Genomic DNA, 25,219 nt, shown 5'->3' with positions numbered 1-25,219 from the left:
GCCGATGCGCTTTTTCCGCCGCTCCCTTGCGGGGCTGTTCCTGATTTCGCTGACAGTGGCGCTGCTTGCCCTGGCGGGCAATTCGGTATGGACCGCGTTGCAGGCGCGCTGGTCCGAGGAGGGGCGCCCGGCAGAGGCCCGTGAACGGGTGTTCACGGCGGAGGTGGTGACGCTGGAGCCCGTGGATACGGTGCCCATCCTGACCGCCTTTGGCGAGATCCGAAGCCGCCGCACCCTGGAACTGCGCGCGCCCGCCGCGGGCACCGTGCTGGAACTGGCCGAGGGGTTCGAGGATGGCGGCGCGGTCGAGGCAGGGCAGCTTTTGCTGCGCATCGACCCCGCCCTTGCCATCTCGGCCCGCGATGTGGCCGCCGCCGATCTGCGCGAGGCAGAGGGCAACCTGGCCGAGGCCGAGGCCGCCGTCATCCTGGCACGCGAGGACGTGGCCGCCGCGCAACGTCAGGCCGAACTGCGCGACCGCGCGATGGAGCGTCAGCGTGACCTGGTCGAGCGTGGCGTCGGCTCGGCCGCGTCGCTGGAGACCGCCGAACTGGCCGCCGCAAGTGCCGGTCAGGCGGTGCTCAGCCGCCGTCAGGCGCTGGCGCAGGCCGAGGCGCGGCTGGACCAGACCGGCACCCTTGTGGAGCGGCGCGAGATCAGCCTGGCCGAAGCGGAACGCGTGCTGGCGGAAACCGAGCTGCGCGCCGAGTTTGCCGGCGTTCTGGCCGATGTCGCGGTGGTGCAGGGCCGGTTGGTCAACCGCAATGAACAGGTCGCGCGGCTGATTGACGCCGACGCGCTGGAGGTCGCCTTCCGCGTTTCGACCGCGCAATATGCCCGCCTGCTGGATGCCGACGGAAGCCTGCCGCGCGCCGATGTGACCGTGCTGCTGGATGTGCTTGGCATGGATGTGACCGCGCCCGCCCGCCTGACCCGCGAAAGCGGCGCGGTGGAGGAAGGGCAATCGGGGCGCCTGCTCTATGCCGAATTGCAGGAGACGCGCGGCTTTCGGGTCGGCGATTTCGTGACCGTGGCCTTGCAGGAGCCGGAACTGCGCGATGTCGCCATCATCCCCGCCACCGCGCTGGATGCCGAGAACCGCGTGCTGGTTCTGGGCGAGGAGGACCGGCTGGAGGAGGCGCAGGTCACGCTTCTGCGCCGCCAGGGGGACAATGTCATCATCCGCGCGCCGCCGCTCTACGGCGCCGAGGTCGTCACCGCGCGATCCCCGGTTCTGGGGGCGGGCATCCGCGTCGATCCGCTGCGCCCCGGCCAGGCCGAGGCCGCGCCCGAGACGCCCGAGACCATCGCGCTGGACCCCGATCGCCGCGCGCGCCTCATTGCCTTTGTCGAGGGCAACGCCTTCATCCCCGAGGACGTGAAGGCCAGGATGCTGTTGCAACTGAATGAACCCGAGGTGCCCACCCGCATGATCACCCGGATCGAAAGCCGGATGGGCGGATGAGGCGGCTGCCTGACAAAGCGGGCGGCGTGCTGTCCTATTTTACCCGCCACGCCACGGCGGCGAACCTGCTGCTGGTGGTGCTGATCGTCGCGGGGCTGGCCACTTTCCCGCGCATGCGGGCGCAGTTCTTTCCCGATGTGGTCGTCGACAGCATCCGCGTCAACGTGGCCTGGGACGGGGCCGGGGCCGAGGATGTGGACGCGGCCATCGTCGCTGTGCTGGAGCCTGCGCTGCTGTCGGTGGAGGGCGTGACCGAGAGCAGCGCCACCAGCCGCGAGGGCAGCGCCAGCATCCGGCTGGAGTTCGAGCCGGGATGGGACATGGGCCGCGCCACCGATGACATCCAGGTCGCGGTCGATGCGGTGAACACCCTGCCCGAGGACGCCGAAGAACCACGGGTCACGCGCGGGGCCTGGCGTGACCGGGTGACGGATGTGGTGATCACCGGGCCGGTGGGCGTCGACCAGTTGGGCCGCTTCGCCGATGAATTTGTCGCGCGCCTTTTCGATCAGGGTGTCACGCGCACCACGATCCGGGGGGTCGCCGCGCCGCAGATCATGGTCGAGGTGCCCTCCGTCATGCTGATCCGGCATGACGTCTCCATGGCCGCGATTGCACAGGCGATTGCCGCCGAGGTCGATACCGCACCGGCGGGCGACGTGACCGGGGCCAATGCCCGCGTGCGCACCGGCGTGGCGCGGCGCAGCGCGGTCGATATCGCAGGCATCGTCTTGCGCAACAACGATGACGGATCGGCGCTGACCATCGGCGATGTGGCCAGCGTCACGGAAACCGGCATCGACCGGGACAGGGCCTATTTCGTGGGCGAGGATCCGGCCATCTCGATCCGGGTGGACCGCTCGGACCGGGGCGACGCGATCGGCATCCAGGAACAGGTCGAGGCCGTGGCCGAAGCGATGCAGCTGACCCTGCCCGACGGTGTCACGCTGGACCTGATCCGGACGCGGGCCGACTATATCCAGGGGCGGCTCGACCTGCTGCTGGATAACGGGTTGATGGGGTTGGGGCTGGTGGTGCTGCTGCTCTTCCTCTTCCTCAACGCGCGCATCGCCTTCTGGGTGGCGGCGGGTATCCCGGTGGCGATGCTGGCGGCCATTTCGCTGATGTACCTGGCCGGGCTGACGATCAACATGATCTCGCTGTTCGCGCTGATCATCACGCTAGGCATCGTCGTGGATGATGCCATCGTGGTTGGCGAACACGCCGATTTCCGGGCCCGACGATTGGGCGAATCCCCCATCGTGGCGGCGGAGAACGCGGCGCGGCGCATGGCGGCGCCGGTGTTTTCCGCCACCATCACCACGGTGCTGGCCTTTGCCGGGCTGGTCGCCGTGGGCGGGCGGTTCGGCGAATTGATCGCCGATATCCCCTTCACCGTGATCGTGGTGCTGATCGCGAGCCTGGTGGAATGTTTCCTGATCCTGCCCAACCACATGGCCCACGCGCTGGCCCATACCGCGAAACGGCATTGGTATGACTGGCCGAGCCGCATGGTCAATATCGGCTTTGGCTGGTTCCGCGACCGGGTCTTCCGCAATGCGATGCGGGTGGTGATCTGGGCGCGCTACCCGGTTCTGGCGGGGGTCATCCTGGTGCTGGCGGGGCAGGTCGCGGTCTTCGTGCGCGGCGATGCCACCTGGCGCTTTTTCAACGCGCCGGAGCAGAGCAGCGTCTCGGGCAATTTCGCCATGCTGGAAGGGGCGGACCGCGCCGACAGCCTGGCCATGATGCGCGAGATGCAGCGCGCAACGCAGGCCGTGGCGGCGCGCTACGAGGAGGAATACGGGCTGTCGCCGCTCTCCTATGTGCTGGCCGAGATCGGCGGCACCACCGGGCGGGGTCTGGCGGCGGCGGATAACAAGGATGGCGATCTGTTGGGCTCCATCGCGATCGAGCTGATCGACGCCGACCTGCGGCCCTATTCCAGTTTCCAGTTCGTTTCGGACCTGCAGGACGAGGTGCAGAACCATCCCCTGGCCGAGGCGGTCAGTTTCCGGGGCCATCGCGGCGGGCCGGGGGGCGACACGCTGGACGTGCAGCTTTTCGGGGCCGATACGCAGATCCTGAAGGATGCCGCGCTGGCGATCCAGGCCGCGCTTGGCGCCTTTCCGGAAGTCTCGGCGCTGGAGGACAGCCTGGCCTATGACCGCGAGGAACTGGTGCTGGAGCTGACCCCGCAGGGGCAGGCGCTTGGCTTCGATATCGGGTCGCTCGGGCGGGTGCTGCGCAACCGGCTCAACGGGATCGAGGCGGCGACATTCCCCTCGGGCGTGCGCACCGCGACGATCCGGGTGGAGCTGCCCGAGGCCGAGCTGACCGCCGATTTCCTGGACCGGACGCTGCTCAGGTCAAGCTCGGGCGAATACGTGCCGCTGGCCGATCTCGTCTCGGTCACCTCGCGCAGCGGCTTTTCCACCATCCAGCGCGAGAACGGGCTGCGCCTGGTCTCGGTCACCGGCGACATCTCCGAGGACGACCCGGCCCGCGCCGAGGAAATCATGGAGGAATTGCGCGAGGTCATCCTGCCGCAGGTCGAGGCCGATTTCGGCGTGAATTACCGGCTGGCGGGGCTGGCCGAGCAGGAGGGGGAATTCCTCACCGACGCGGCGGTCGGCTTCGCGCTGTGCCTCATCGGCATCTACCTGGTGCTGGCCTGGATCTTCGCAAGCTGGACCCGGCCCCTGGTGGTGATGGCGATCATCCCCTTCGGGCTGGTCGGCACGATCTACGGGCACAATGCCTGGGACGTGCCCTTGAGCATGTTCACGGTGGTGGGGCTGATCGGGATGACCGGGATCATCATCAACGATTCCATCGTGCTGGTGACGACGGTGGACGATTATGCCGAAACGCGCGGGCTGGTGCCGGCGATCATCGACGCGGCGACCGACCGGCTGCGGCCTGTCCTGCTGACGACGTTGACCACGGTCCTGGGGCTGGCGCCGCTGCTGTTCGAGCGCTCCAGCCAGGCGCAGTTCCTCAAACCCACGGTGATCACGCTGGTCTATGGGCTGGCCTTCGGGCTGGTGATCGTGCTCCTGGTGGTGCCGTCGATCCTGGCGATGCAGGCCGATATCGGCCGCCAGGTGCTGGCGTTCCGGCGCGGGTTGCGCGCGGGCGCGCGGGCGCCCTGGATGTTGGCCGGTCTGGGGCTGGCGGTGCTCGCGGTGGCGGCACTCTTTGCGGCCACTGTCGGGTCGGTGCTGATGACGGGGGCCGCGTTCGGGCCGCTGGAGGGGGCTTTGCCCGAGGGGATAGGCGGGGCGGTGATCGGCTTTGGCGCGGGCGCGGCCGCGATCTGCCTTGGCGCCTGGCTGGTCGGGCTGCTGGCGCATGGCGTATCTGGCTTGCGCCGCGCGTGAGACGGGGCGGAGCCTGCGTCGACGCAGGCTTTCTTCATCCGCGTCGACGCGGACGGTCTGCGCGGTTGGGCTACCCCCGGATACCCACGGCGCTGCGATTGCGCGGGACGTGATCCCGGGATCGGCCCTGGGTCCACCCCATCCGGCCAGCCTGCGGCCCCATATTGGGCCGTGGCGGGCAGTGCGGTCAGGGAAAGAGGCCCCGCGACGAGGACCGAAAGAAGGCGCGGGCGAAGGCCATGGAAACCGGTCAGACCCTGCGGCAAGCAAAGGAAAGTCACGTTTTGGCGAAATGACGCCCCGCCGGGACCGGGCCACGCCTTGCAAGGGCGCGGGTTTGCGCACATTCTAAAGGGCAAGAAGATACCGGAGAGGCCATGAGCACGAATTTCACCGGTCAGATGCTGATCGCGATGCCGGGGATGGGCGACCCGCGATTTGCGGATTCCGTCGTGTTTCTGTGCGAGCATTCCGACAAGGGCGCGATGGGGCTGATCATCAACAAGCCGGTGCTCGAGCTGAACTTTGCCGAAATGATCGGACAATTGGGGATCGAGGCGGTGCGCCCGCCCGATATCCCCATCCTCTTCGGCGGCCCGGTCGAGACCGGGCGCGGCTTCGTGCTGCATTCCGAGGAGTATGGCAGCGACGCCACCACGATGAAGGTGCCGGGCGGCTTTGCGATGACCGCGACGCTGGACGTGCTGGAAGACCTGGCGCATGGCGGCGGGCCGAAACGCGCCGTCATGGCGCTTGGCTATGCCGGGTGGGGCGCGGGGCAGCTGGAGGCCGAGATCGGGCGCAATGGCTGGCTGACTTGCGAGGCCAATGCGGGGCTGGTCTTCGGCACCGATTGGGATGCCAAGTGGGAGGGCGCGCTGGCCCTTCTGGGGGTGTCGCCGCTGATGCTGTCGGGGGATGCCGGGAGGGCGTGATCCCCGTGGCGACCGGGGCGGGGCGATCGGGCTCGGCCCCCCTGACGGGAGCCCTCGCCCGACCGCTTGGGGGATCTTCCCCCAAACCCCCTGGGATATTTTCGGAACAAAGAAGAAGAGTGTCGGTCAGGACCGCGGCGCGGCGGCGCGTCTCAGGCGGTCGTTGATGGCGCGGCCGAGGCCACTGTCGGGGATCGGCGCGATGTGGATCGGGAGATTGCGGGCCATGGCCAGGGCGTCGGCCTCGTGCAGGGTGCGAAAGAGGCTGGCGGCGGCCTCGACCAGGTCGCCGGTGCGGCTGAGGGTCAGGTCAGCTTCGGCAGGGCCGAACCCGATGCGGATCGCATGGGGATCGGAAAGGTCGGAGTTCAGCACCAGCGCCGCGGCGGGGGCGTAGTGGCTGCCCAGTTGACCGGGGGCCTGCACCGTGCCGGGGGTGGTGTCGGGAACGAGCGGGCCGGTCAGGGGCTCCACCGCCTCGCGCGGCAGGCCACCCTCGCGCAACAGGCGCGTTCCCTCGGGGCCGGGGGCGAGGATGGTGGATTCGACGCCGACCGTGCAGGGTCCGGCATCGAGCACGGCTGCGATGCGGCCGGATAGCCCGGCAAGGACATGCGCGGCGGTGGTCGGCGAGATGCGGCCCGAGGGGTTGGCGGAAGGGGCGGCGACCGGGCCGCCGAGCTTGGCCAGCACCGCCTGCATGACGCCATGTTCCGGCACCCGCAGCGCCACGGTCTCCAGCCCGCCGGTGACCAGCGGCGAGAGGCCATGGCCGGGTTTGAGCGGCAGCACAAGCGTCAGGGGGCCGGGCCAGAAGGCGCCGGCCAGCGCCTCCGCGTCGCCGGGAAATTCCGCGATACCCCGCGCGGCCTCACGCGAGGGCAGGTGCACGATCAGCGGGTTGAAGCGGGGGCGGCCCTTGGCCTCGAAGATCCGCGCGCAGGCGAGGTCGCTGGTGGCGTCACCGGCCAGGCCATAGACGGTCTCGGTCGGCAGCGCGACAAGCTGGCCGTCCGCGAGCCACGCGGCGGCGCGGTCGATGCCCTCTGCATCCGGGTGCAGGGTTTGGGTCTGGTATGGGGCCATCCGCGACGTTACGTTTCTGTTGATCGAGGTCAGGCGGGTGTCATATCCGCAAGCATGGCCCATAGCGCGCCCGAGCGTCGCTGCCAAGGAGGAGAGACCATGCCCTATACCGCGCCGGTATCCGAATTCACCTTTCTGATGGAGCATGTCGTGGGTCTGCCCCGCGTCGCCGGGACCGAGCGCTTCGCCGAGGCGACCCCCGATATGGTCAGTGCGATCCTGACCGAGGCGGGCAGGCTGGCCGATGAGGTTCTGGCCCCGCTCAACCGTGGCGGCGACCTGCATCCGGCGCATCTGGAAAACGGCGTCGTGCGCACCAGCCCCGGATTTGCCGATGGCTACCGCGCGATTGCCGAGGGCGGCTATATCGGCATGTCGGCGGACCCGGACTATGGCGGGCTCGGGCTGCCGATGGTGCTGACCACGGCGGTGAACGAGATGATCGGCTCGGCCTGCCTGTCGCTGCAACTGAACCCGCTTATGACGCAGGGCCAGATCGAGGCGCTGGAGCATCACGCCAGCGACGATCTGAAGGCGCTCTACCTGCCCAGGCTGACCTCCGGCGAATGGTGCGGCACGATGAACCTGACCGAGCCTCAGGCGGGCTCGGATGTGGGCGCGCTGCGCGCCAAGGCCGAGGAGAATGGTGACGGCACCTACGCCGTGTCGGGGCAGAAGATCTATATCTCCTGGGGCGACAATGATTTCACCGAGAATGTCTGCCACCTGGTGCTGGCGCGGCTGCCCGATGGGGTGCCGGGGACCAAGGGCATCAGCCTCTTCCTGGTGCCGAAATACATCCCCGATGCGGAGGGCAAGCCCGGCAAGGCGAATGATCTGAAAGTCGTCAGCCTGGAGCACAAGATGGGCCTGCACGGCTCGCCCACGGCGGTGATGCAATATGACGGCGCGACCGGCTGGCTGGTGGGCAAGCCGCATGGCGGCATGGCGGCGATGTTCACGATGATGAACAACGCGCGGTTGGGCGTCGGTGTGCAGGGGCTGTGCCAGGCCGAGGCCGCCTATCAGCAGGCACTGGATTATGCGTTGGAGCGCAAGCAGGGCCGCAGCCCGGTCGAGGGCGGCACCGGGACGATCCTGGACCATGCGGATGTGCGCCGGATGCTCTCTGAGATGAAGGCCGAGATCTTCGCCGCGCGCGCCATTGCGCTGGCCAATGCCGCCGCGATCGACATGGCCAGCGCCACGGGCGAGGATGCGTGGAAAGCCCGCGCCGCCCTTCTGACGCCGGTGACCAAGGCCTACGGGACCGAAACCGGCATCAAGGTGGCGCAGATGGGTATCCAGGTGCATGGCGGCATGGGCTACATCGAGGAAACCGGGGCGGCGCAATACCTGCGCGACGTGCGGGTCACCGCGATCTACGAGGGCACCAACGGCATCCAGGCGATGGACCTTGTCGCGCGCAAGATGATGGATGGCGGGGCGGCGATGTTCGCGCTGCTCGATGAGGTGGACCAGACCGCGATGGATGCCGGGGCCGAGGGTGCGCGCCTCTTGGCTGCCTCCGGCGCGCTGCGCGAGGCGACGGAAAAGCTGGTGGCGATGGAGGTGAACGATCGTTTCGCGGGCGCTGTTCCTTTCCTGATGGCGGTGGCGCGTGTCCTGGGCGGGCATTTCCACCTGCGCGCGGCATTGGCCGACGAGGCGCGCCTGAAACTGGCGCGGGTGTTCCTGAACCGGCTGCTGCCCGAGGCGCATTCGTTGCTGGCGCAGGCGGCTGCCGGGGCCGATGACCTCTATGCGCTCAGCGCCGAAGAGCTGTCGGCGTGATCCGATACCCGTTCGATGCGGCGCCGGAGGAAGGTGATGCGAGAGAGGTTGCCGACGGCATCCTCTGGATGCGGCTGCCGCTGCCGATGGCGCTGGATCATGTGAATGTCTACGCGATCCGCGACGGGGCGGGGTGGGCCGTGGTCGATACCGGTTTTGACACAAGCAAGACCCGCGCGATCTGGGAAACCCTGCTGGCGGGTCCGATGCGGGGGCTGCCCGTGACGCGCGTGATCGTCACGCATCATCACCCCGATCATGTCGGGCTTGCGGGCTGGTTCATGGCGCGAGGGGCCGAGCTGATCACCACCCGCACCGCCTGGCTGACGGCGCGGATGCTGGTGCTGGACGTGCAGGAGGCACCGACGCCCGAGACGCTGGCCTTCTGGCGCGCGGCGGGGATGGATGCCGCAACGCTGGAAAAACGCGCCAGCGAACGCCCTTTCAACTTCGCCGATATCGTGGCCCCCCTGCCGCTTGGCTTCACCCGAATCCGCGAGGGTGATGTGGTGGAGATCGGCGGACGGCACTGGGATGTGTGCATCGGCCATGGCCACGCACCGGAACACGCGACGCTCTGGTGCCGCGAGGAGGCGCTGGTCTTGGGCGGCGATCAGCTTCTGCCCTCGATCTCGCCCAACCTGGGTGTCTACGCGACCGAGCCCGCCGCCGACCCGGTGACCGAGTGGATCGAAAGCTGCACCCACCTGGCGCATTGCGCGAAGGCCGATCACCTGGTCCTGCCGGGGCACAAGCTGCCCTTCACCGGCCTGCCGGACCGGCTGCGGCAATTGATCGAGAACCACCACGGCGCGCTGTCACGTCTTCGTGAACATCTGGACCGGCCTCGAACCGCCGCCGAGTGCTTTGCACCGCTGTTCAAGCGCAGGATCGACGCCGGAACCTATGGGCTGGCGCTGGTCGAATCGGTGGCGCATCTGAACCACCTTCTTGCCTTGGGCGAGGTCACGCGCGAGAAACGGGAGGATGGGGCCTGGGCCTGGCAACGAAAGGCGTGACGCGATGGACAAGGATATTCTAACCTCCGCCGAGGCGATGGAGGCCGCCGTCCTGCCCGATGCCGGTGCCGTGCATTGCGACCCCGGCGCGCCCAAGACCGCCGAACAGCAGCCGCTGCCCAAGAAGCTCAAGGAAAAGCCTGTCGAGGAGAAATCGCCCGCCGAATGGGCCTATGAGCGGATCATCCTCTACATCAAGAATTTCGAGGACCAACTGGATGCCGAGCATGAGGTCGCGATGGGGTTCACCGGGTCCGATGCGGGGGTGATGCGGATCGAGGGGATGGGGTTTTTCGCGCCCGATATCATCACCTTCTACGGCACCGACCCCGCTGGCATCAAATCGCAGCTGATCCAGCATGTCAGCCAACTCAGCGTGACCCTGCGCGCCCTGCCGAAGCAGGTGCCGGACCAGCCCGCGCAGCGCATCGGGTTCCGCCTGGCCGCCGATCTGGAGGACGGCGACGCGTGATGCGGGCAATGCGCGGGGGCGATCCCGCGCGATCCCGCCGCGCATCACCCGGCGGTCCAAGAAAACACGGGGGGGCGCTTTGCCGATTGCATGCTGGCGGGCGACGGCGTGCCGGTGGCGCGATTCGAGGTGATCCGCGATCCGGAAGTCTCCGACCATTGCCCGCTGCTGCTGGAAATCGGTCGCGCAAACCGGTCACAATCGCGCGCCGCGGCGCATTGTGCATCGTGACAAGGGCGGGAAAATCGGCTAATTCGGGATCAAACACCAATCATTGCAAGCGGGATGCGATAGCGGGACCATGGCTGACACCGAACACAAGCACGGCGAAATGGACATTCAGGATCATGAGGCGACCTTTGACGGCTTCGTCAAGTTCCTGACCAATGCGATCATCACCTGCATCGTGGTGCTGGTGATCCTCGCGGTGTTCTTCCAATGATCGTGCGGCGCGCGTTCCTGGCCCTGGGGCTTGTTCTGGGTCTCGCGGCCTGCGGTGCGGAACCGGTCTGGGCCCCCGATGAGGCCGTCGCCCGTGCCCGTTACGTGCCGCCCGAGAATACGTCGATCACGCTTTACACGATGATCTCGAACCGCTCCGGCGCGGGCGGGCACCTGGCGCTGATGATCGACGGGGAGCAGCGGCTGCTCTTCGATCCCGCGGGCACCTGGCGTCACCCCGCAGCGCCCGAGCGCAACGATGTCATATTCGGCATGAGCCCGCAATTGCTGGACTTCTACCTGGATTACCACGCGCGTGAGACCTATCACGTCGTGGTGCAGGAACTTGATGTCTCGCCCGAGGTTGCCGCGCAGCTTAGCCGGTTGGTGCAGGAATACGGGGCCGTGCCAAAGGCGCAATGCACCATTTCGATCACCCGAATCCTGCAACAGGTGCCGGGGTTCGAGACCATGCGGACAACCTATTTCCCGCGCAATGCGATGGACGCGTTCGAGCAGATCCCCGGCGTGCGCACCAGTCGCATCTATGACGATGACAGCGACAACAACCGCGAGATCCTGGCGCGTCAGGCGGCGATGGAATTGCGGATCGAACGTGCCGCCGAGATTGCGGCGGCAGGCGGAAGCTGAACCATTCGGCACTATGACATGAAAAAAGCCCCGGGTTTTCTCCCAGGGGCTTTTTTCATGTCGCGTTTCGGGCTGTGTCGGATCAGGCCAGGCCGATGAAGGACAAGATGGCCAGCACGATGACGATCAGGCCGACGATGTAGATGATGCGGTTCATGACGATGCTCCTTTGGGTCCAGGCTGCGTTGCCGCGATACCTTTCCGGGTTGCGGCGTTTACTTGCGGGATCAACTCGCTGACGGACCAATTGGTTGCATTCAGGACTGTTTTGCTTGCCATCCTGTGGGGGAAATCATCAAGCTTCGGCGGCTCATCCGAGGCCGAGGAAGGACAGGATCGCCATGATCACGACGACGAGGCCGACGAGGTAGATGATTCCGTGCATGTCTTGTCTCCGCTTTCAGGGGCTGCGATGGCGGGACAACTCGCCCGGTCGCGGAAAGGTTGCATCCCGCGCTGAAATACCTTGCGCAAAGCGGGGCCCTGAAAAAAGAAAACCCCCGAGCCGGGCGGCGCGGGGGAAGTCTTTGGCCGGGGTCGCCCCCGGATCCGGTTCGTAAAGCTTGAACGACTTCAGGCCGTTCAGGTTGATCTCGGATCGGCTTTCTCTGCCTCTCACGCTTCGCGCTCGAACGCGAAAGCCGATCCACTTATGTGGTCACAACCTGAAGCGACTTAAAGAAGCCCTTCGCGCTGCGCTTTTTTCCGAGCCAGCTTGCGAGCACGGCGAATTGCTTCGGCCTTCTCACGCGCTTTTTTCTCGGACGGTTTCTCGTAATGCTGCTTGAGCTTCATCTCACGAAAAACACCCTCACGCTGCAGCTTTTTCTTCAGGGCACGAAGCGCCTGATCGACGTTGTTGTCACGAACGCTAACCTGCATGTGGTTTTCACCACCTTTCTAAGTTGGAGTTGCAAGAATTTGCAGGAAGTGGCGCCATAGCAAAGGGTGGCCTATATGTCCAGCAAGACCACGAGAGGAGGTGCGCAATGTCCGACCTGAAGGAGACCGTGCTGGAGGCCGCACTTGACCATGTCCCGTTCGACGGCTGGTCCGAGGCCACATTGGCCGCCGCGATCGAGGATACCGGGGCCGATCCGGGCGCGGTGCGGGCGATTTATCCGCGCGGCGCGGTCGATCTGGCGCTGGCCTTTCACCGGCGCGGCGATGCCGAGATGGTCGCGCGTCTGGAACGTGAGGATCTGGACGCGATGAAGATTCGCGACAAGATCACCCATGCGGTGCGGCTGCGACTGGACCTGATGGAGGGCCGGAAGGAGGCCGTGCGGCGTGGCACCACGCTCTTTGCGCTGCCGATCCATGCCGCCGATGGCGCGCGGGCCCTGTGGGAAACCGCGGACGCGATCTGGACCGCGATTGGTGACAGTAGCGACGATATCAACTGGTACACCAAGCGGATGACGCTGTCGGGCGTCTATTCCGCCACGGTCCTCTTCTGGCTTGGCGACAGCAGCGAGGGTCATATGGCGACATGGGGGTTTCTTGACCGGCGCATCGGTGATGTGATGCAGATCGAGAAACTGAAGGCGCAGATGCGCGACAGCAAGCTGTTGGCCCCGCTGATGGCGGGCCCGAACTGGCTGATGAGTCGGATCAAGGCGCCGACAACCCCGACGGATATGCCGGGATCGTGGCGCCGGGATTGAACGAGAAGGACATGGTGATGAGCTTACCCAGTGAGATGCGCGCGATCGAGATTGCCGAACCCGGCGGGCCGGAGGTGCTGCGCGAAACCCGCGTCAAGGTGCCGGAACCGGGCGCGGGCCAGATCCTGATCGCGGTGGAGTATGCGGGCGTGAACCGGCCCGACGCGCTGCAACGTGCGGGCAAATACGCGCCCCCGCCCGAAGCCTCGCCGCTGCCGGGGCTGGAGGCGGCGGGCACCATCGCGGCGGTCGGTCCCGGCGTCACGGGCTGCGCGGTGGGCGACAAGGTCACGGCGCTTTTGCCCGGTGGCGGCTATGCGGAATACGCGCTGACGCAGGCGGATCATGCGTTGCCGGTGCCGGAGGGCATGGCGATGGATCGGGCGGCGGCGCTTTGTGAAACCTTCTTCACCGTCTGGTCCAATGTCGTCATGCGCGGACGTCTGACGGCGGGCGAGCGGTTCCTGATCCATGGCGGCTCTTCGGGCATCGGCACCACGGCGATCCAGATCGCGCGGGAACTGGGCGCGCGGGTCTTCGTCACCGCCGGAACGGAAGAGAAATGCGCCGCCTGCGTGGAGCTTGGCGCGGAGCGGGCGATCAATTACCGCGAGGAGGATTTCGTCGAGGTGATGCGCGAGGAGGGCGGCGCGGACCTGATCCTGGACATGGTCGGTGGCGACTATATCGCACGCAATTTCAAGACCTTGGCCAATGACGGGCGGCTGGTGCAGATCGCTTTCCTGCAAGCCCCGGTGGCCGAGGTGAACTTTGCCGTGCTGATGACCAAGCGCCTGACCATGACCGGATCGACCCTGCGCCCGCAGAGCAATGAGGCCAAGGCCGTGATTGCCGCGGAGCTGCGCAAACATGTCTGGCCCTGGCTGGATGCGGGCAAGATCGGGCCGGTGATGGATTCGGAATTTGCGCTGGAGGAGGCCGCCAAGGCGCATGCGTTGATGGAGCGGTCGACCCATATCGGCAAGATCGTGTTGAAGGTCGGGTGAGGCCCGAAATGGGCAGGCACCCCGCGTACACCCCCCGATGCACCCCCTGTACACCCCCCGGTGCATCGGGGCGGTCATGCTGAGGATCCTGCGCCACCCGGTCTTTGCCCGCCTCTTCGCGGCACAGGTGGTCGCGTTGATGGGCACTGGCCTGTTGACCGTGGCGCTGGCGCTCTTGGCCTATGACCTTGCGGGCGACCGCGCGGGCACGGTTCTGGGCACCGCGCTGACCATCAAGATGGTGGCCTATGTCGGCATCGCGCCGCTGGCCGCCGCCCTTTTCGTCACGCTGCCGCGCAAGGCGGTGATGATCGGGGCCGACCTGGCACGCGCAGGTGTGGCGCTGCTGCTGCCCTTCGTGAGCGCGGTCTGGCAGATCTACCTGTTGATCTTTGTCCTGCAAATCGCCTCGGCGAGCTTCACCCCGACATTCCAGGCGGTGATCCCGGATGTGTTGAGCGACGAGGAGGATTACACCAACGCCCTGTCGCTGAGCCGCCTGGCCTATGACATCGAGAACCTGCTGAGCCCGACGCTGGCCGGTCTGCTGCTCTTGGTGGTGAGCTACAATTCCCTCTTCGCGGGCACGGCGCTGGGCTTTCTCATCTCCGGTTGGCTGATCCTGCGCACCGGGCTGCCGCCGCAGGGCCGCGTCCCGCCGCGCCCGTTCCTGGACCGGCTGACGCGGGGGGGCCGGCTCTACCTTGCGACGCCGCGCCTGCGGGGATTGCTGGCGCTGAACATGGCGCTGTCGGCGGTGATCGCCTTTGTCCTGGTCGATACCGTGGTGCTGGTGCGGGGCCGGTTCGACGGGGCCGAACGTGACGTGGCACTGTCGATGGCGGCCTTCGGCGCGGGGTCGATGGCGGTCGCGCTGAGCCTGCCGCGCCTCTTGCGCGTGACCCGCGACAGACACGTGATGCTGGCGGCGGCGGCGGGGCTGGCCGGGGTCGGGGCGGCCTATGGCCTGGCGCTTCTGGCGGGCGTCGGGGGCTGGCCCTTGATGCTGGCCACCTGGGGCGTGCTGGGGGCGCTGAATGCGGGCGTCATGACGCCGTCGGGGCGGCTGCTCAAGCGCTCGGCGGGGCCCGAGGATCGCCCCGCGCTCTTTACCGCGCAATTCGCGCTGAGCCATGCCTGCTGGCTGCTGGCCTATCCGGCGGCGGGGTGGCTGGGGCCGCTGATCGGGCTGCCCGGCACGCTGCTGGTGCTGGCCCTGGTCGCGGCGCTGGCGGTGGGGCTGGCGGCCCGGGTCTGGCCCGGAGGCGGGCCCCGCCACGGGGGGATCGCGCCGGACCCGGTCGCGCAGACCCGCTGACGCATGCGCAAGGCGATAAGACCGACAGATGGCGCAACGCCCCGCGCAGGACCGTGATCGTCGGCGCAGGTCAGTCCAGCCTGCGGACGAGGATCTGGTTGCCCTCGCCGCGTTTGGTCTCGAACACTTTCAGCGACGAGATCAGGTCGCTCAGCTTGCGCTTGCCATAGCTGCGGGTGTCGAAATCCGGGGTCGCGGCCGAGATATACTGGCCGATCTGGCCAAGCGTGAACCATTCGTCATCCTGGTCGATCGCATCCATCGCACGCGTCACCAGCTTGGTCGGATCTTCCAGCGGGGCCGGGGCGAGGTCGGATGCGTCCTCTTTCTGCGGCTTGGGTTTCGGCTTGGATTTCGACGGCTCCGAGATGAGGTTCTCGACGTAGATGAACCGCTTGCAGGCCTTCACGAAGGCGGCGGGCGTCTTGCGCATCCCGATGCCGAACACATCCACCCCCTGTTCGCGGATGCGGCTGGCGAGCCGGGTGAAATCGCTGTCGGACGAGATCAGCACGAACCCGGCGAAGCGGCCCGAATGGAGAATGTCCATCGCGTCGATGACCAGCGCGATGTCGCTGGCATTCTTGCCGGTGGTGTTGGCGAATTGCTGATGCGGAACGATGGCCAGCGACGCCAGCTTGTCCTTGGTCCAGCCCTGCGCCCCGCCCCCCGAGAAATCGCCATAGATGCGGCGGATGCTGGCCTCGCCGAGCGACGCGATCTCGTCGAACATCGCTTCGGCATATTTGGCCGAGACATTGTCCGCGTCGATCAGGACGGCCAGGAGCGGGGGTTTCGATGCGTCTTCCATGGATGGGCCCTGTCCGATGTTCGAGTTGTTGCGGGCCGAGGCAATCCGCGTCCCGATCCGATGCCCCTGAGTATGAGATATGGGCGCGGTCATGCAAGGGGTGGCCGTGCGGCGGTCCGCGCGGTGCGATGCTGCGCAGGGCCAGACGCGGGATCACGATAGGCACGCGCGCCTCGATGACATCTTTCCTATTGACCGAGAGTTGCATCTAGCGCAACATTATTCAGCGTGATGCAACAAGCTTGAGGGCATGAAGCCAATGGGACCCGCGCGAACGAGGGGCCTGGGATCAGGTGTGCAGCCGCCGTGCTGCGGCACCCCTTCCGGTGCGGAGGGGTCCGTGGGCATCAGCGCGCTTGCCGATGCCCCGGACCGGACCACACCGGCGCGGTGCCCGCGATCACGACATAGAAGGGTCTTTTCACGCCGCATGGGTCGGAGAGACCGGAAAAGACCGGTCGGCGCACCCCGGGCGGGCCAAGGCAATCACACTCGAAAAACAGGGAAATAGATCATGAACAGAAGAGACATTTTCGTCGCCGCAGCACTGGGAACCGGAGGCATGGTTCTGGCCAGCGGAACCCCGGCCGAGGCGCAGGTTTCCGATTCGCGCCTGGCGCGGATCCTGGACCGTGGCACCATCCGCATCGGCACCACGGGGGATTTCAACCCGATGTCGTTCCGCGATCCGGGGTCCAACACCCGCGTCGGCTATGACATCGAGGCGATGACCCAGCTTGCCGCCGACCTGGGCGTCGAGATCGAATGGGTCGTCGCCGAATGGGCCACGATCACGGCGGGCATCGCGGCGGATCGCTACGACATCTTCTCGGGCGCCTCGGTGAACATGTCGCGCGCCCGCGTCGCGGCCTTCACCACGCCCTATACCGAGGCGGGCACCGTTCCGCTGTCCATGGCGGGCAGCGCCGATCAATACGGCACCTGGGAGGCCATCAACCAGCCCGGTGTGCGGGTCGCGGTCTCGATGGGGACGGTGTTCGAGGAACAGGCCCGCGCCCATTTCCCCCTGGCCGATATCCAGGCGGTGCAGACGCCCGCGACCGGTTTCCAGGAGGTGCTTTCGGGGCGCGCGGATGTCACCATCACCTCGAATGTGGAGGGCGGCACGCTGGTCACGCGGTTCCCCGAGCTGCGTATTCTGGTGCCCGGATCCGAGATGCGCAACCGCAGGCCCTTTGCCTATGTCGTGGCGCAGGATGACCAGGTCTGGCTGAACTTCATGAACACCTGGGTCACGCTGAAGCGGACGGAAGGGTTCTTTGCCGAGCTTGACCAAAGATGGTTGGGCCAGAGCTGAGCCTGGCATGAGCAAAGCTTCACGCGAAGCCGCGGGGCGCTGGCGGTTGCCGGCGCTCCTTGCCGGGGTGCTGACCTTGCTCGCGGGGTGTTCGGTCGGATCGGGCGGGGGATACACCTTTGCCTGGTATATCCTGTCGCCTTCGGATTCGCGCGGGCAGGCCAACCTGTCCTTTCTGCTGAAAGGGTTCTGGGCGACGATCTCGATCTCGACGCTGGCCATGCTGATCTCGCTGATCATCGGGCTTCTGGTGGCGCTGATGGGCATCTCGAAGCGGCGATGGGTCAAGCGGGCCAGCCGGGTCTATGTCGAGTTCTTCCGGTCGATCCCTCTTCTGGTGATGATCCTCTGGGTCTATTACGGGCTTCCGGCGCTGACCGGATTGCAGCTTGGCGTCTTCATGACCGGCCTTGTGTGCCTGGCGATTTCGGACAGCGCCTTCACCTCGGAGATTTTCCGGTCGGGGTTGCAGTCGATCAAGGTGGGCCAGGGCGAGGCCGCCCGCAGCCTGGGGCTGAAGCCCTGGACGACGATGCGCCTGGTGATCCTGCCGCAGGTCGTGCGCGCGGTGCTGCCCGCGCTTGGCAACCAGTATGTCTATGTCCTCAAGATGTCCTCGCTGGTCTCGGTGATCGGGTTCCAGGAACTGACGCGGCGCGCGAACGAGCTGACGCTGACCGAGTTCCGCCCGCTGGAGATATACACCTTCCTGGTGATGGAATACCTGGTGCTGATCCTGCTGGTCTCCTGGGGTGTGCGGGTCATGGAACGCCGGATGGGGTTGGGCGTGCATGGCCGCGACTGACCGGGTTCTCTACGGCACGGCCCTCAGCGTCTATTGCTGCAAGCTGCGGCTGGCGCTGGCCCTGAAGGGGCTGACGCTGCCCGAGACGCCGCCGCCGGATGGCTATACCAGCGCGGCCTATCGCAGGATCGTTCCGCAAGGCACGGTTCCGGCCCTGATCGAGGGCGATTTCGTGCTGACCGAATCCGACGCCATCATCGAATATCTCGATGAGATCGGCGCCGGACGGCCGTTGATGCCACAGGGCGCGCGGATGCGGGCGCGGGCGCGGGCGCTGTCGCGCCAGATCGACACGCGGCTTGAACCGGCGGCGCGGGCGCTGTTCCCCTTCGTGGGCGCGCGGCAGCCGGTGCCGGAGGCGGCCAGGCAGGCGTTGACCCGCCCGCTGGACATCGTGGCGCAGGGGGCTGAGGGTGGCCGGTATCTTTCCGGCACTGCAACACCGGGCTTGCCCGATTGCGGCTACTGGGCCGTTCGCGCGGTGCTGGAGGCGCTGGATGGCGCGCTCGGCCTCGGGCTGGACTTGCCGGAGACGGGGCCGCCGCCCACGCCAGAGAGTGCCGAGGTGCTGGAGACCTACCGCCGGACCCTGGCCGGGTGGGTGACGCAGAAGATGGGGGATGCATGATCCTGCAACAGATGAGTTGGGAAGAGGTCGAGACCTACCTGACCACGCGCGACGACGCGGTGCTGCCGGTGGGTTCGACCGAACAGCACGGGCCCATTGGCCTGATCGGCACAGATGCCCTATGCGCAACCGCCGTGGCCGAGGGCGCGAGCGCGCGGGCGGGCGCGATCATGCTGCCGCCCGTGCCCTACACGCCCGCCCCCTTCAACATGGGGTTCCCCGGCACGATCTCGGTCTCGGAGGCGAGTTTCACGGCCCTCGTCTCCGATATCATCGCGGCGCTGGCCACGCACGGCTTTCGCCGCCTCTACGTGGTCAATGCCCATGGGGCCAATCTTGCGCCGCTGAAGGCGCTGGCGGGGGAGGCACCCCTGTCGATGCGCATCCGGTCCTGGTGGGATTACGAGGCCACCAACGCGCGGCGGCAATCGCTCTACGGCGAGTGGGAGGGGATGCACGCGACCCCGTCGGAGATCGCCATCACCATGGCCCGCCACCGCCGGATCGAGCGCGCCCACATGCCCGCCCCGGAGCCGCTGGACGCGGCGTTCCGCGCCGCCCATGCGGGCGACCGCCACGGCCCGCCGGACGAGCACCGGGCGCAATTTCCCTGTGGTCGCGTCGGATCATGGTCGGAGCTTGCCCGCCCCGACCATGGCGAGGCGCTGCTTGACCTGGCGATCGGCGAGGCGGCACAGGATATGCTGGATTTTGCCGGGATCAGCGCCGAAACCCAGGACCAGGACCCGGCAACATGATGCGCGCCGGGTGGCCGTGAGGTGGTCAGCCCCTCAGGTCTTCAGACAAGATCGCCTCGGGCAGGTTCTGGTAGCAGACCGGGCGCAGCCAGCGGCGGATCGAGAGGGTGGCGACCGAGGTGGCCCCGAAATTGGTCGAGGCCGGGTAGGGGCCGCCATGGACCATCGCGTCGCAGAGATATGTCGCCCCTCAGGGGCGTTGGAATACTGCGTCGTCGCCGCAGAGTTGGCCTGCGGCTGGGTGCCCGTGGCCAGCCTGATCGCCCGGGGCAACGCGCTGATCGGCTCGCTGAAATCGCTGCCCGATGACAAGAAGGACGCCTCCTTGCCGCGCATGGTCGCGGGCGAATACCCCGGCGCCTTCGCCCTGTCCGAGCCCCACGTCGGTTCAAAGGCCAAATCCAGCTGGCAGGTTGCCTTCCGGTTCGGTCCGAAACGCCAGTGAGACCGCATCAGCCGAGGCGCGTGTTCAAAGAAGTGCGGGCCCGTTCGGCGCTGCCCGTCAGCTCAGCCGCACAGGTAGACGCAAGGGGCCCCGAAAGCCGAACCCGAACCAGTTGGGGTCCTCATCGGGCACCAGTGACATGTTCGGGAAGCGGTCGAAGATCATGGGCAACATGATCTTGCCGACCATCATCCGCGAGATATGCGTCCCCATGCAGTGATGCGGCCCGGCACCGAAGCTCTGATGCGGTTTGCGGTCGCGGAAGACGTTGAAGAGGTGCCCATCCTCGAACACATCCTCATCGTGATTGGCCGAGGCCTGGACCGTCATCACCACGCGGCCCTCGGGGATGTCGATGCCGCGGATCTGCGCATCGCGCGTGGCCCGGCGCGAGGACACCTGGATTGGGGCGACCCACCGCACGCCCTCTTCGAAGGCATCGCTCCATTTTTCGTTTTCCTTGACCCAGTTCAGCTGCTCGGGGTCCGACAGCAGCCCGTAGAGGATGGTCAGCAGCGCGTCGCGCGGCTCGTTGATGCCGCCGCCGATGGCGATCTTGACGTTCGCCATCATCTGACTCCATTCGATCGGATCCTCGGCATTCAGCATGATCGACAAGGCGGATTGGTCAGGCTCGGCGATCAGCGCGTCGCGTTTGTCCTCCATCAGCTTGTTCATCTGGACATGCGCGAGGTCGACACGTTTGAACGGGGCGTCCTCCCATCCGAAATTCCCGGCCCCGTCGATCAGGGCCTGCGACCATTCCTGCATGTCGTCGTCGCCGGCCTCGGGAATACCCAGGATCACCGACAGGATGTTCGCCGCAACCGGCCCCGCCAAAGCCGGGAACAGATCGACTATCTCGTCTTTCGGCAGCCGGTCGAGATATTCCGAGGCGATTTTCTCATAGGCCGGCACCCAATGGGTCTTGATATTCTTCGCCGAGAAGGTCGGCATCATCGCGTTGCGTTCGCGCAGATGCGCCGCCCCGTCCTTGCGCATCAGGGTATGGGCCTGGAAGGCGCGTTCCATCGGCGTGTTCGGGTCGTTCGAGCTCCAGGTTTCGGGGTCATCCTTCACCGCGCGCGTATCGGTTGCCTTGGTCAGCAGGATCCGTCCTACCGCAGACACGTCCAGAACCGGCGTCTCCGCGCGCAGGCGCTGATAGATCGGGTAAGGCGCACGCGTGAGTTCCGCGATGGTGACGTCGTTATCGACCGGGGCCAGGGGCATTGGATCCATCCTCAATTTCGCAGCTTTCCTCAGGATTACATACTGGCGATACATCTGACAAACTGATCCGATAGATGATACGTATCTGGGAAACAGATTTTGAGGAGGCAGCCCCATGGCAAAGACCGACACCGGACGGGTGGATTTCGCGGCGCTGAACATCTTGCGGCTGGTTCATGACCTGCGGTCCTTTTCCGAGGCGGCGGCGCAGTTGGGGATCAATCAGTCGGTTGTCAGCTATACGATCAAAAAGTTGCGCCGGGCCTTCGATGACCCCCTTTTCTACCGTCAGGGCGGCAGCGTCGTTGCCACCGAGCGCTGCGCTACACTGCACGAGTTCGCAACGCGGGCGCTGGCCGAAATAGGCGAGATCGCCGAGCCGGCGGAGTTCGATCCGGAACGGACCTCGGCCAAGGTCACCATTGCGTGCAACTTCTACGAACGGCAGATCATCCTGCCGCCTCTCATCCGCGCCCTGCGCCGCGCCGCGCCGCGCATGCGGATTGAGACCATTCCGTCGATCTCGCAAGGCCATCTGCAACTCAAGCGCTCCGAGGCCGATCTGCTGATCGGGCCGCTCAAGCCCGACACGCCGGAATTCTTCTGTCGCAACCTGTTGACGGAACATTACGTCTGCGTGATGGATCCTGAGAACCCGTTGGCCGCTGCGCCGCTGACGCTGGACAGCTACATCGCCGCCAATCATGCCGTTGTGCTTTATGCGGGGGGCTGGAGGTCGGGGTATCTCAAGGCGCTGGACGACCTCGGGCTCAGCCTCAACCAGATCCTCAACGTGCCGAGTCCGGCGGGGATCGGTGGTGTGCTGAAGGGAACCGACCTGATGACCACCCTGCCGATGCGCGTGGCCCGGGCGGAATGTGGCGGGCTGTGCATCCGTGACTGCCCCTGCCCGTCTCCGTTCGAGATCGACCTGGTCTGGACCACACGCACCCATCGCTCGACGATGCATATCTGGCTGCGCGACCTCATCGCGCGGGAAGTGAAAGCCCAAATCCCGCCCCTTTGATATGGGGCGGGGGCCGCGTCACATCACGCTTGGCAGCCACAAGGTCAGAACCGGGAACATGATCAGCACCACGACGCGGACAAGCTCGGCGCCGAAGAACGGCAACACGCCCTTGAACGTGTCCATCATTGGCGTGTCGCGCGCCAACGCCGAGATGACGAAGACATTCATCCCCACAGGCGGCGTGATCAGCCCCAGTTCCACGACGATGAGCGCGAGTATCCCGAACCAGACCTTCAGATCCTCCGTGCTCATCCCGAAACCGGTGTCTGGGCCGAAAGCGTAGAGCCCGCCATTGAGTTCGACCAGCACCGGCCAGAAAAACGGGATGACCAGAAGGATCATCGACAGAGAGTCCATCAGGCAGCCCAGAAGGATCAGCGCGACCAGCAGCAAGATCAGGACCGTCATCGGCTCCAGCCCAGAGGTCGAGATCCATTCGGCGGTGGCCTGCGGCATCCGGATGCGCGACATGAAGATCTTCATCAGTTCGGCCCCGAGCAAGATCAGGTAGATCATGCCTGTGGTGCCGGCGGTTTCCTTGAGGCTGCCGATGGTGCCTTCCCAGGTCAGGCTGCGCATGGCCAGCCCGTAGATTGCCACCAGGAACACGCCGATGGCCGCACCCGGGGTCGGATTGTAGAAGCCAAGATAAATACCGCCAAGCACGATGCCGAAGATCAGGAAGACCGGCAGCAAACCGATGGTCGCGGCGATGAACTCGGCCCGGTCGGCGGCACCGCCCTTGGGGCCCGCCTCGGACTTGATCATCACGTAGATCAGGATGGTCAGCATGAAGAACAGCACGGCGAGGAAACCGGGGATCATCGCCGCCATGAACATGGTCACGATGTTGGCCTCGACGATCACCGCGTAGATGATCAACACGACCGAGGGCGGAATGAGAATGCCAAGCACGCCGCCCGCCGCCAGCGAGCCCGTCGCAAGCGCACCGGAGTAGTTGAAGCGCTTGAGTTCCGGCAGCGCGATGCGCCCCATGGTCGAAGCGGTGGCCAGCGAAGATCCCGACACCGCGCCGAACCCCGCGCAGCCCGCGATGGCCGCCATCGCGGTGCCGCCCGGCGCCCATCCCAGCCAGGCGTTGGCCCCGCGAAACAGGGCCTTGGACAAGCCCGAGCGGCTGGCAATCGCGCCCATTAGCACGAACATCGGCACCACGGACAGCCCGTAATTCGAGAACGAGCCAAAGGCCAGCGTCTTGAGCTGGTTCAGGACCGTAAAGGGGCCGTTCATGATGACGGTGCCGACGCCGCCAACCAGGATCATGGAATAGGCAATCGGCATCCTGAGCGCGATCAGCAGAATCAGGATGGCAAGGCTGATCAGCCCCAGGGTAATTGGATCAAGCATGATGGATCAGGTTCCGCCCCGGACGGTCTTGCCGAGGTTGTCCAAGAGGGTGATGAGGGAGGCCACGGCCAGTAGGACCAGCGAAAACAGGCAGGGCAGATAGGCCCACCAGATCGGTATCTGCAAGATCGCGGTGGTGTAGTTGTACTGACGCTGGCTGAGCATGCCGCCATACATGGAATAGAGCAGCAAGAGGCCGAAAAGCAGTGCGACGATCGAGGCCGCAAGCGCGAATACCGAGACCCAGAACTGCGAGGCGCGCGCCGTAAAGATGTCGGCGGTAACGTTGCCTCCGGTTATCTGGCAATAGGGCAGGAAGGCGAAGGCCGCGATGGCGATGCCCATCTGGGTCAGCTCGAAATCACCCGCGAACGGAATCCCGAGGATGGAAGCGACGACCGCCCAGACGTTCATCAGGACAACCGCCACCACCATGACTCCGCCCATGAGCGACCAGAAATTGATGAGCCGCTCCGCCGCACCGGTCCAGCCGGTGCGGCGCGTATCAAGGACGGGAGCCTCCATCACATGTCCGAAGCGTTCGCCGCGATCGCCTCACGTGCGGCTTCTACAAGGGCTTCGCCTTCGATGCCCATGCCGGATACTTCCTCGATCCAGCGATCGACCACCGGCTCCAGCGCCACACGGAAGGCCTCGGTCTCATCCTCGCTGAGGACGACGTGGGTATTGCCCGCCTCGACCGCCATGTTGATCCCGAAATTGTCCGAGTTGCGCCAGATCTCACCGACCTGCCCCCACCATTCGCGGTTGGACGCTTCGCGGAAAATGGCCTGGATGTCCTCGGGCAATCCGTTCCAGCGATCGGCGTTCATCGACACCTGGAAGGTGGTGGTACCGAAACGGGCCATGTCGTAGCCTTCGATCTGGAACTCGGTCTGCTCCTGGATCCGCAGCGGCGGGATGATCTCCCACGGGATGAAGGCCCCATCGACGACACCGGTTTGCAGCGCCTGCGGCAGGTCCGGCACCGGCATCGCCACCGGGGTCGCGCCGAGCGCCTCGATGATCCACGATCCGGTGCGGGTCGGGATACGCATCCGCAGGCCCTCGAAATCGGCCGGGCTGCGGGTTTCTGTTTCGACCATGTGAATGCCCTGGCCCGCGTGGACATGCAGGAACATGACCTCGACGCCCTGGTATTCCTCGGCCAGGTACTCCTCGAACATGTCATACATCGCAAGGTTCGCCGCGACCGGATCGTTCACGTAGACGAAGGGCAGTTCGAACACCTCGGTGCGCGGGAACAGACCCGGCGTGTAGCCGTTGACCGTCCAGATCAGATCGACCACGCCGTCACGGACCTGGCTGATCAGTTCGGGCGGGGCACCGCCGAGGGTCATGGCCGGAAAGATCTCGATCTCGACGCGACCTTCGGACATTTCCTCGATCCGCTCGGCCCAAGGCACCAGCATCTGGGTATGGGCAGGGGCCTGTGCGCTCAGCAGATGGTGCAGGCGGAATGTGTATTCCTGGGCCGAGGCGGCCGTTGCCAGCGACAGCGCGCCGGCAAGGGTGCCTGTCAGTGCAAGATAGTTCATGTGGGTCTCCTCCCCTTTTTGGTTCG

General features: G+C 66.1%; 26 protein-coding genes and 1 pseudogene. 18 read left to right on the top strand and 9 right to left on the bottom strand.

The window, feature by feature from the left end:
- The first annotated feature begins 4 nt into the window (after positions 1 to 4).
- The 3 genes from HNS34_RS03405 to HNS34_RS03395 all read left to right on the top strand — a co-directional run bounded on the left by HNS34_RS03405 (position 5) and on the right by HNS34_RS03395 (position 5,783).
- Positions 5 to 1,465, top strand: a complete 1,461-nt coding sequence (locus HNS34_RS03405; protein WP_172318046.1) for an efflux RND transporter periplasmic adaptor subunit — start codon at positions 5 to 7, stop codon at positions 1,463 to 1,465.
- Positions 1,462 to 4,848 carry an efflux RND transporter permease subunit gene (locus HNS34_RS03400; RefSeq protein ID WP_172318044.1) on the top strand — a complete coding sequence of 1,129 codons (3,387 nt, stop codon included), beginning with the start codon at positions 1,462 to 1,464 and terminating at the stop codon, positions 4,846 to 4,848. The genes HNS34_RS03405 and HNS34_RS03400 overlap by 4 nt, the downstream gene beginning before the upstream one ends.
- A gap of 377 nt (positions 4,849 to 5,225) precedes the next feature.
- A complete protein-coding gene (locus HNS34_RS03395; RefSeq protein ID WP_172318042.1) occupies positions 5,226 to 5,783 on the top strand; it encodes a YqgE/AlgH family protein in 558 nt (185 codons plus the stop codon).
- A gap of 126 nt (positions 5,784 to 5,909) precedes the next feature.
- On the opposite strand, the gene HNS34_RS03390 is transcribed toward HNS34_RS03395, so the two are convergent.
- Positions 5,910 to 6,869, bottom strand: a complete 960-nt coding sequence (locus HNS34_RS03390; RefSeq protein WP_172318040.1) for an L-threonylcarbamoyladenylate synthase — start codon at positions 6,867 to 6,869, stop codon at positions 5,910 to 5,912.
- A gap of 99 nt (positions 6,870 to 6,968) precedes the next feature.
- Here HNS34_RS03390 and HNS34_RS03385 point away from each other — a divergent pair, with 99 nt between their 5' ends.
- From HNS34_RS03385 to HNS34_RS03360, 6 genes are all read left to right on the top strand, one after another.
- Positions 6,969 to 8,663, top strand: coding sequence for an acyl-CoA dehydrogenase (locus HNS34_RS03385; RefSeq protein ID WP_172318038.1), 1,695 nt, complete (start codon positions 6,969 to 6,971; stop codon positions 8,661 to 8,663).
- Positions 8,663 to 9,682 (top strand): MBL fold metallo-hydrolase, encoded by a 1,020-nt coding sequence (locus HNS34_RS03380; protein ID WP_328700467.1) that lies wholly within the window; start codon positions 8,663 to 8,665, stop codon positions 9,680 to 9,682. The genes HNS34_RS03385 and HNS34_RS03380 overlap by 1 nt, the downstream gene beginning before the upstream one ends.
- A gap of 4 nt (positions 9,683 to 9,686) precedes the next feature.
- Positions 9,687 to 10,154 carry a DUF6173 family protein gene (locus tag HNS34_RS03375; RefSeq protein WP_172318036.1) on the top strand — a complete coding sequence of 156 codons (468 nt, stop codon included), beginning with the start codon at positions 9,687 to 9,689 and terminating at the stop codon, positions 10,152 to 10,154.
- A gap of 90 nt (positions 10,155 to 10,244) precedes the next feature.
- Positions 10,245 to 10,385, top strand: a complete 141-nt coding sequence (locus tag HNS34_RS03370; protein ID WP_172318034.1) for a hypothetical protein — start codon at positions 10,245 to 10,247, stop codon at positions 10,383 to 10,385.
- A gap of 70 nt (positions 10,386 to 10,455) precedes the next feature.
- Complete coding sequence (locus tag HNS34_RS03365) at positions 10,456 to 10,596, top strand: aa3-type cytochrome c oxidase subunit IV (protein ID WP_172318032.1); 141 nt, start codon at positions 10,456 to 10,458, stop codon at positions 10,594 to 10,596.
- On the top strand, positions 10,593 to 11,246 hold the full coding sequence (locus HNS34_RS03360) for a hypothetical protein (RefSeq protein ID WP_235952610.1): 654 nt from the start codon (positions 10,593 to 10,595) through the stop codon (positions 11,244 to 11,246). Before HNS34_RS03365 ends, HNS34_RS03360 begins: the two co-directional genes overlap by 4 nt.
- 82 nt (positions 11,247 to 11,328) lie before the next feature.
- Here the strand turns inward: HNS34_RS03360 and HNS34_RS03355 are convergent, their stop codons facing one another.
- Both HNS34_RS03355 and rpsU read right to left on the bottom strand, forming a co-directional pair.
- The gene (locus tag HNS34_RS03355) at positions 11,329 to 11,493 is read right to left on the bottom strand and encodes a hypothetical protein (protein WP_172317956.1); all 165 of its coding nucleotides are present in this window, start codon (positions 11,491 to 11,493) and stop codon (positions 11,329 to 11,331) included.
- 428 nt (positions 11,494 to 11,921) lie between these two features.
- Complete coding sequence (gene rpsU, locus HNS34_RS03350; RefSeq protein ID WP_025310998.1) at positions 11,922 to 12,128, bottom strand: 30S ribosomal protein S21; 207 nt, start codon at positions 12,126 to 12,128, stop codon at positions 11,922 to 11,924.
- Between the two features lie 107 nt (positions 12,129 to 12,235).
- Between rpsU and HNS34_RS03345 the strand changes: the two genes are divergently transcribed.
- The 3 genes from HNS34_RS03345 to HNS34_RS03335 all read left to right on the top strand — a co-directional run bounded on the left by HNS34_RS03345 (position 12,236) and on the right by HNS34_RS03335 (position 15,238).
- Complete coding sequence (locus HNS34_RS03345; RefSeq protein ID WP_172318030.1) at positions 12,236 to 12,913, top strand: COQ9 family protein; 678 nt, start codon at positions 12,236 to 12,238, stop codon at positions 12,911 to 12,913.
- A 17-nt stretch (positions 12,914 to 12,930) separates the two neighbouring features.
- Positions 12,931 to 13,920: an NAD(P)H-quinone oxidoreductase gene (locus HNS34_RS03340; RefSeq protein ID WP_235952609.1), complete on the top strand. Its 990-nt coding sequence runs from the start codon at positions 12,931 to 12,933 to the stop codon at positions 13,918 to 13,920.
- A 76-nt stretch (positions 13,921 to 13,996) separates the two neighbouring features.
- Positions 13,997 to 15,238, top strand: a complete 1,242-nt coding sequence (locus HNS34_RS03335; protein ID WP_172318028.1) for an MFS transporter — start codon at positions 13,997 to 13,999, stop codon at positions 15,236 to 15,238.
- A gap of 70 nt (positions 15,239 to 15,308) precedes the next feature.
- Here HNS34_RS03335 and HNS34_RS03330 read toward each other — a convergent pair whose 3' ends face one another.
- Positions 15,309 to 16,049 (bottom strand): NYN domain-containing protein, encoded by a 741-nt coding sequence (locus HNS34_RS03330; protein WP_172318026.1) that lies wholly within the window; start codon positions 16,047 to 16,049, stop codon positions 15,309 to 15,311.
- A 514-nt stretch (positions 16,050 to 16,563) separates the two neighbouring features.
- Here HNS34_RS03330 and HNS34_RS03325 point away from each other — a divergent pair.
- The 4 genes from HNS34_RS03325 to HNS34_RS03310 are packed head-to-tail and all read left to right on the top strand — an operon-like array spanning position 16,564 to position 19,558.
- Entirely contained in the window at positions 16,564 to 17,367 is an 804-nt protein-coding gene (locus HNS34_RS03325) for a transporter substrate-binding domain-containing protein (RefSeq protein ID WP_214647411.1), read from the top strand.
- A gap of 7 nt (positions 17,368 to 17,374) precedes the next feature.
- Entirely contained in the window at positions 17,375 to 18,172 is a 798-nt protein-coding gene (locus tag HNS34_RS03320; protein ID WP_172318024.1) for an amino acid ABC transporter permease, read from the top strand.
- Entirely contained in the window at positions 18,159 to 18,800 is a 642-nt protein-coding gene (locus HNS34_RS03315) for a glutathione S-transferase family protein (RefSeq protein ID WP_172318022.1), read from the top strand. Before HNS34_RS03320 ends, HNS34_RS03315 begins: the two co-directional genes overlap by 14 nt.
- The gene (locus HNS34_RS03310; protein ID WP_172318020.1) at positions 18,797 to 19,558 is read left to right on the top strand and encodes a creatininase family protein; all 762 of its coding nucleotides are present in this window, start codon (positions 18,797 to 18,799) and stop codon (positions 19,556 to 19,558) included. Before HNS34_RS03315 ends, HNS34_RS03310 begins: the two co-directional genes overlap by 4 nt.
- Positions 19,559 to 19,583: 25 nt before the next feature.
- Here the strand turns inward: HNS34_RS03310 and HNS34_RS03305 are convergent.
- Positions 19,584 to 19,736 (bottom strand): annotated as a pseudogene (locus HNS34_RS03305) (aldehyde dehydrogenase (NADP(+))); the annotation flags it as partial.
- On the opposite strand from HNS34_RS03305, the gene HNS34_RS03300 reads away from it, so the two are divergent.
- Positions 19,716 to 20,003 (top strand): hypothetical protein, encoded by a 288-nt coding sequence (locus tag HNS34_RS03300; protein WP_172318016.1) that lies wholly within the window; start codon positions 19,716 to 19,718, stop codon positions 20,001 to 20,003. The pseudogene HNS34_RS03305 and the gene HNS34_RS03300 sit on opposite strands and share 21 nt — an antisense overlap.
- Before the next feature lie 57 nt (positions 20,004 to 20,060).
- Here the strand turns inward: HNS34_RS03300 and HNS34_RS03295 are convergent, their stop codons facing one another.
- On the bottom strand, positions 20,061 to 21,236 hold the full coding sequence (locus HNS34_RS03295; RefSeq protein ID WP_172318014.1) for a cytochrome P450: 1,176 nt from the start codon (positions 21,234 to 21,236) through the stop codon (positions 20,061 to 20,063).
- A gap of 115 nt (positions 21,237 to 21,351) precedes the next feature.
- Here HNS34_RS03295 and HNS34_RS03290 point away from each other — a divergent pair, with 115 nt between their 5' ends.
- Complete coding sequence (locus HNS34_RS03290) at positions 21,352 to 22,263, top strand: LysR family transcriptional regulator (protein WP_172318012.1); 912 nt, start codon at positions 21,352 to 21,354, stop codon at positions 22,261 to 22,263.
- A gap of 18 nt (positions 22,264 to 22,281) precedes the next feature.
- On the opposite strand, the gene HNS34_RS03285 is transcribed toward HNS34_RS03290, so the two are convergent.
- From HNS34_RS03285 to HNS34_RS03275, 3 genes are read right to left on the bottom strand one after another with little or no spacing between them, the layout of a single operon-like run.
- Positions 22,282 to 23,634: a TRAP transporter large permease gene (locus HNS34_RS03285; RefSeq protein ID WP_172318010.1), complete on the bottom strand. Its 1,353-nt coding sequence runs from the start codon at positions 23,632 to 23,634 to the stop codon at positions 22,282 to 22,284.
- A 6-nt stretch (positions 23,635 to 23,640) separates the two neighbouring features.
- A complete protein-coding gene (locus HNS34_RS03280; RefSeq protein WP_172318008.1) occupies positions 23,641 to 24,159 on the bottom strand; it encodes a TRAP transporter small permease in 519 nt (172 codons plus the stop codon).
- Positions 24,159 to 25,193, bottom strand: a complete 1,035-nt coding sequence (locus tag HNS34_RS03275; protein WP_172318006.1) for a TRAP transporter substrate-binding protein — start codon at positions 25,191 to 25,193, stop codon at positions 24,159 to 24,161. The genes HNS34_RS03280 and HNS34_RS03275 overlap by 1 nt, the downstream gene beginning before the upstream one ends.
- Positions 25,194 to 25,219: the final 26 nt, after the last annotated feature.

It is taken from the genome of Alterinioella nitratireducens (assembly GCF_013155465.1).
In the GTDB taxonomy this organism is placed as follows: domain Bacteria; phylum Pseudomonadota; class Alphaproteobacteria; order Rhodobacterales; family Rhodobacteraceae; genus Alterinioella; species Alterinioella nitratireducens.
Note: the sequence above shows the minus strand (reverse complement) of the source record. Positions and strands in the feature narration are given on the sequence as shown.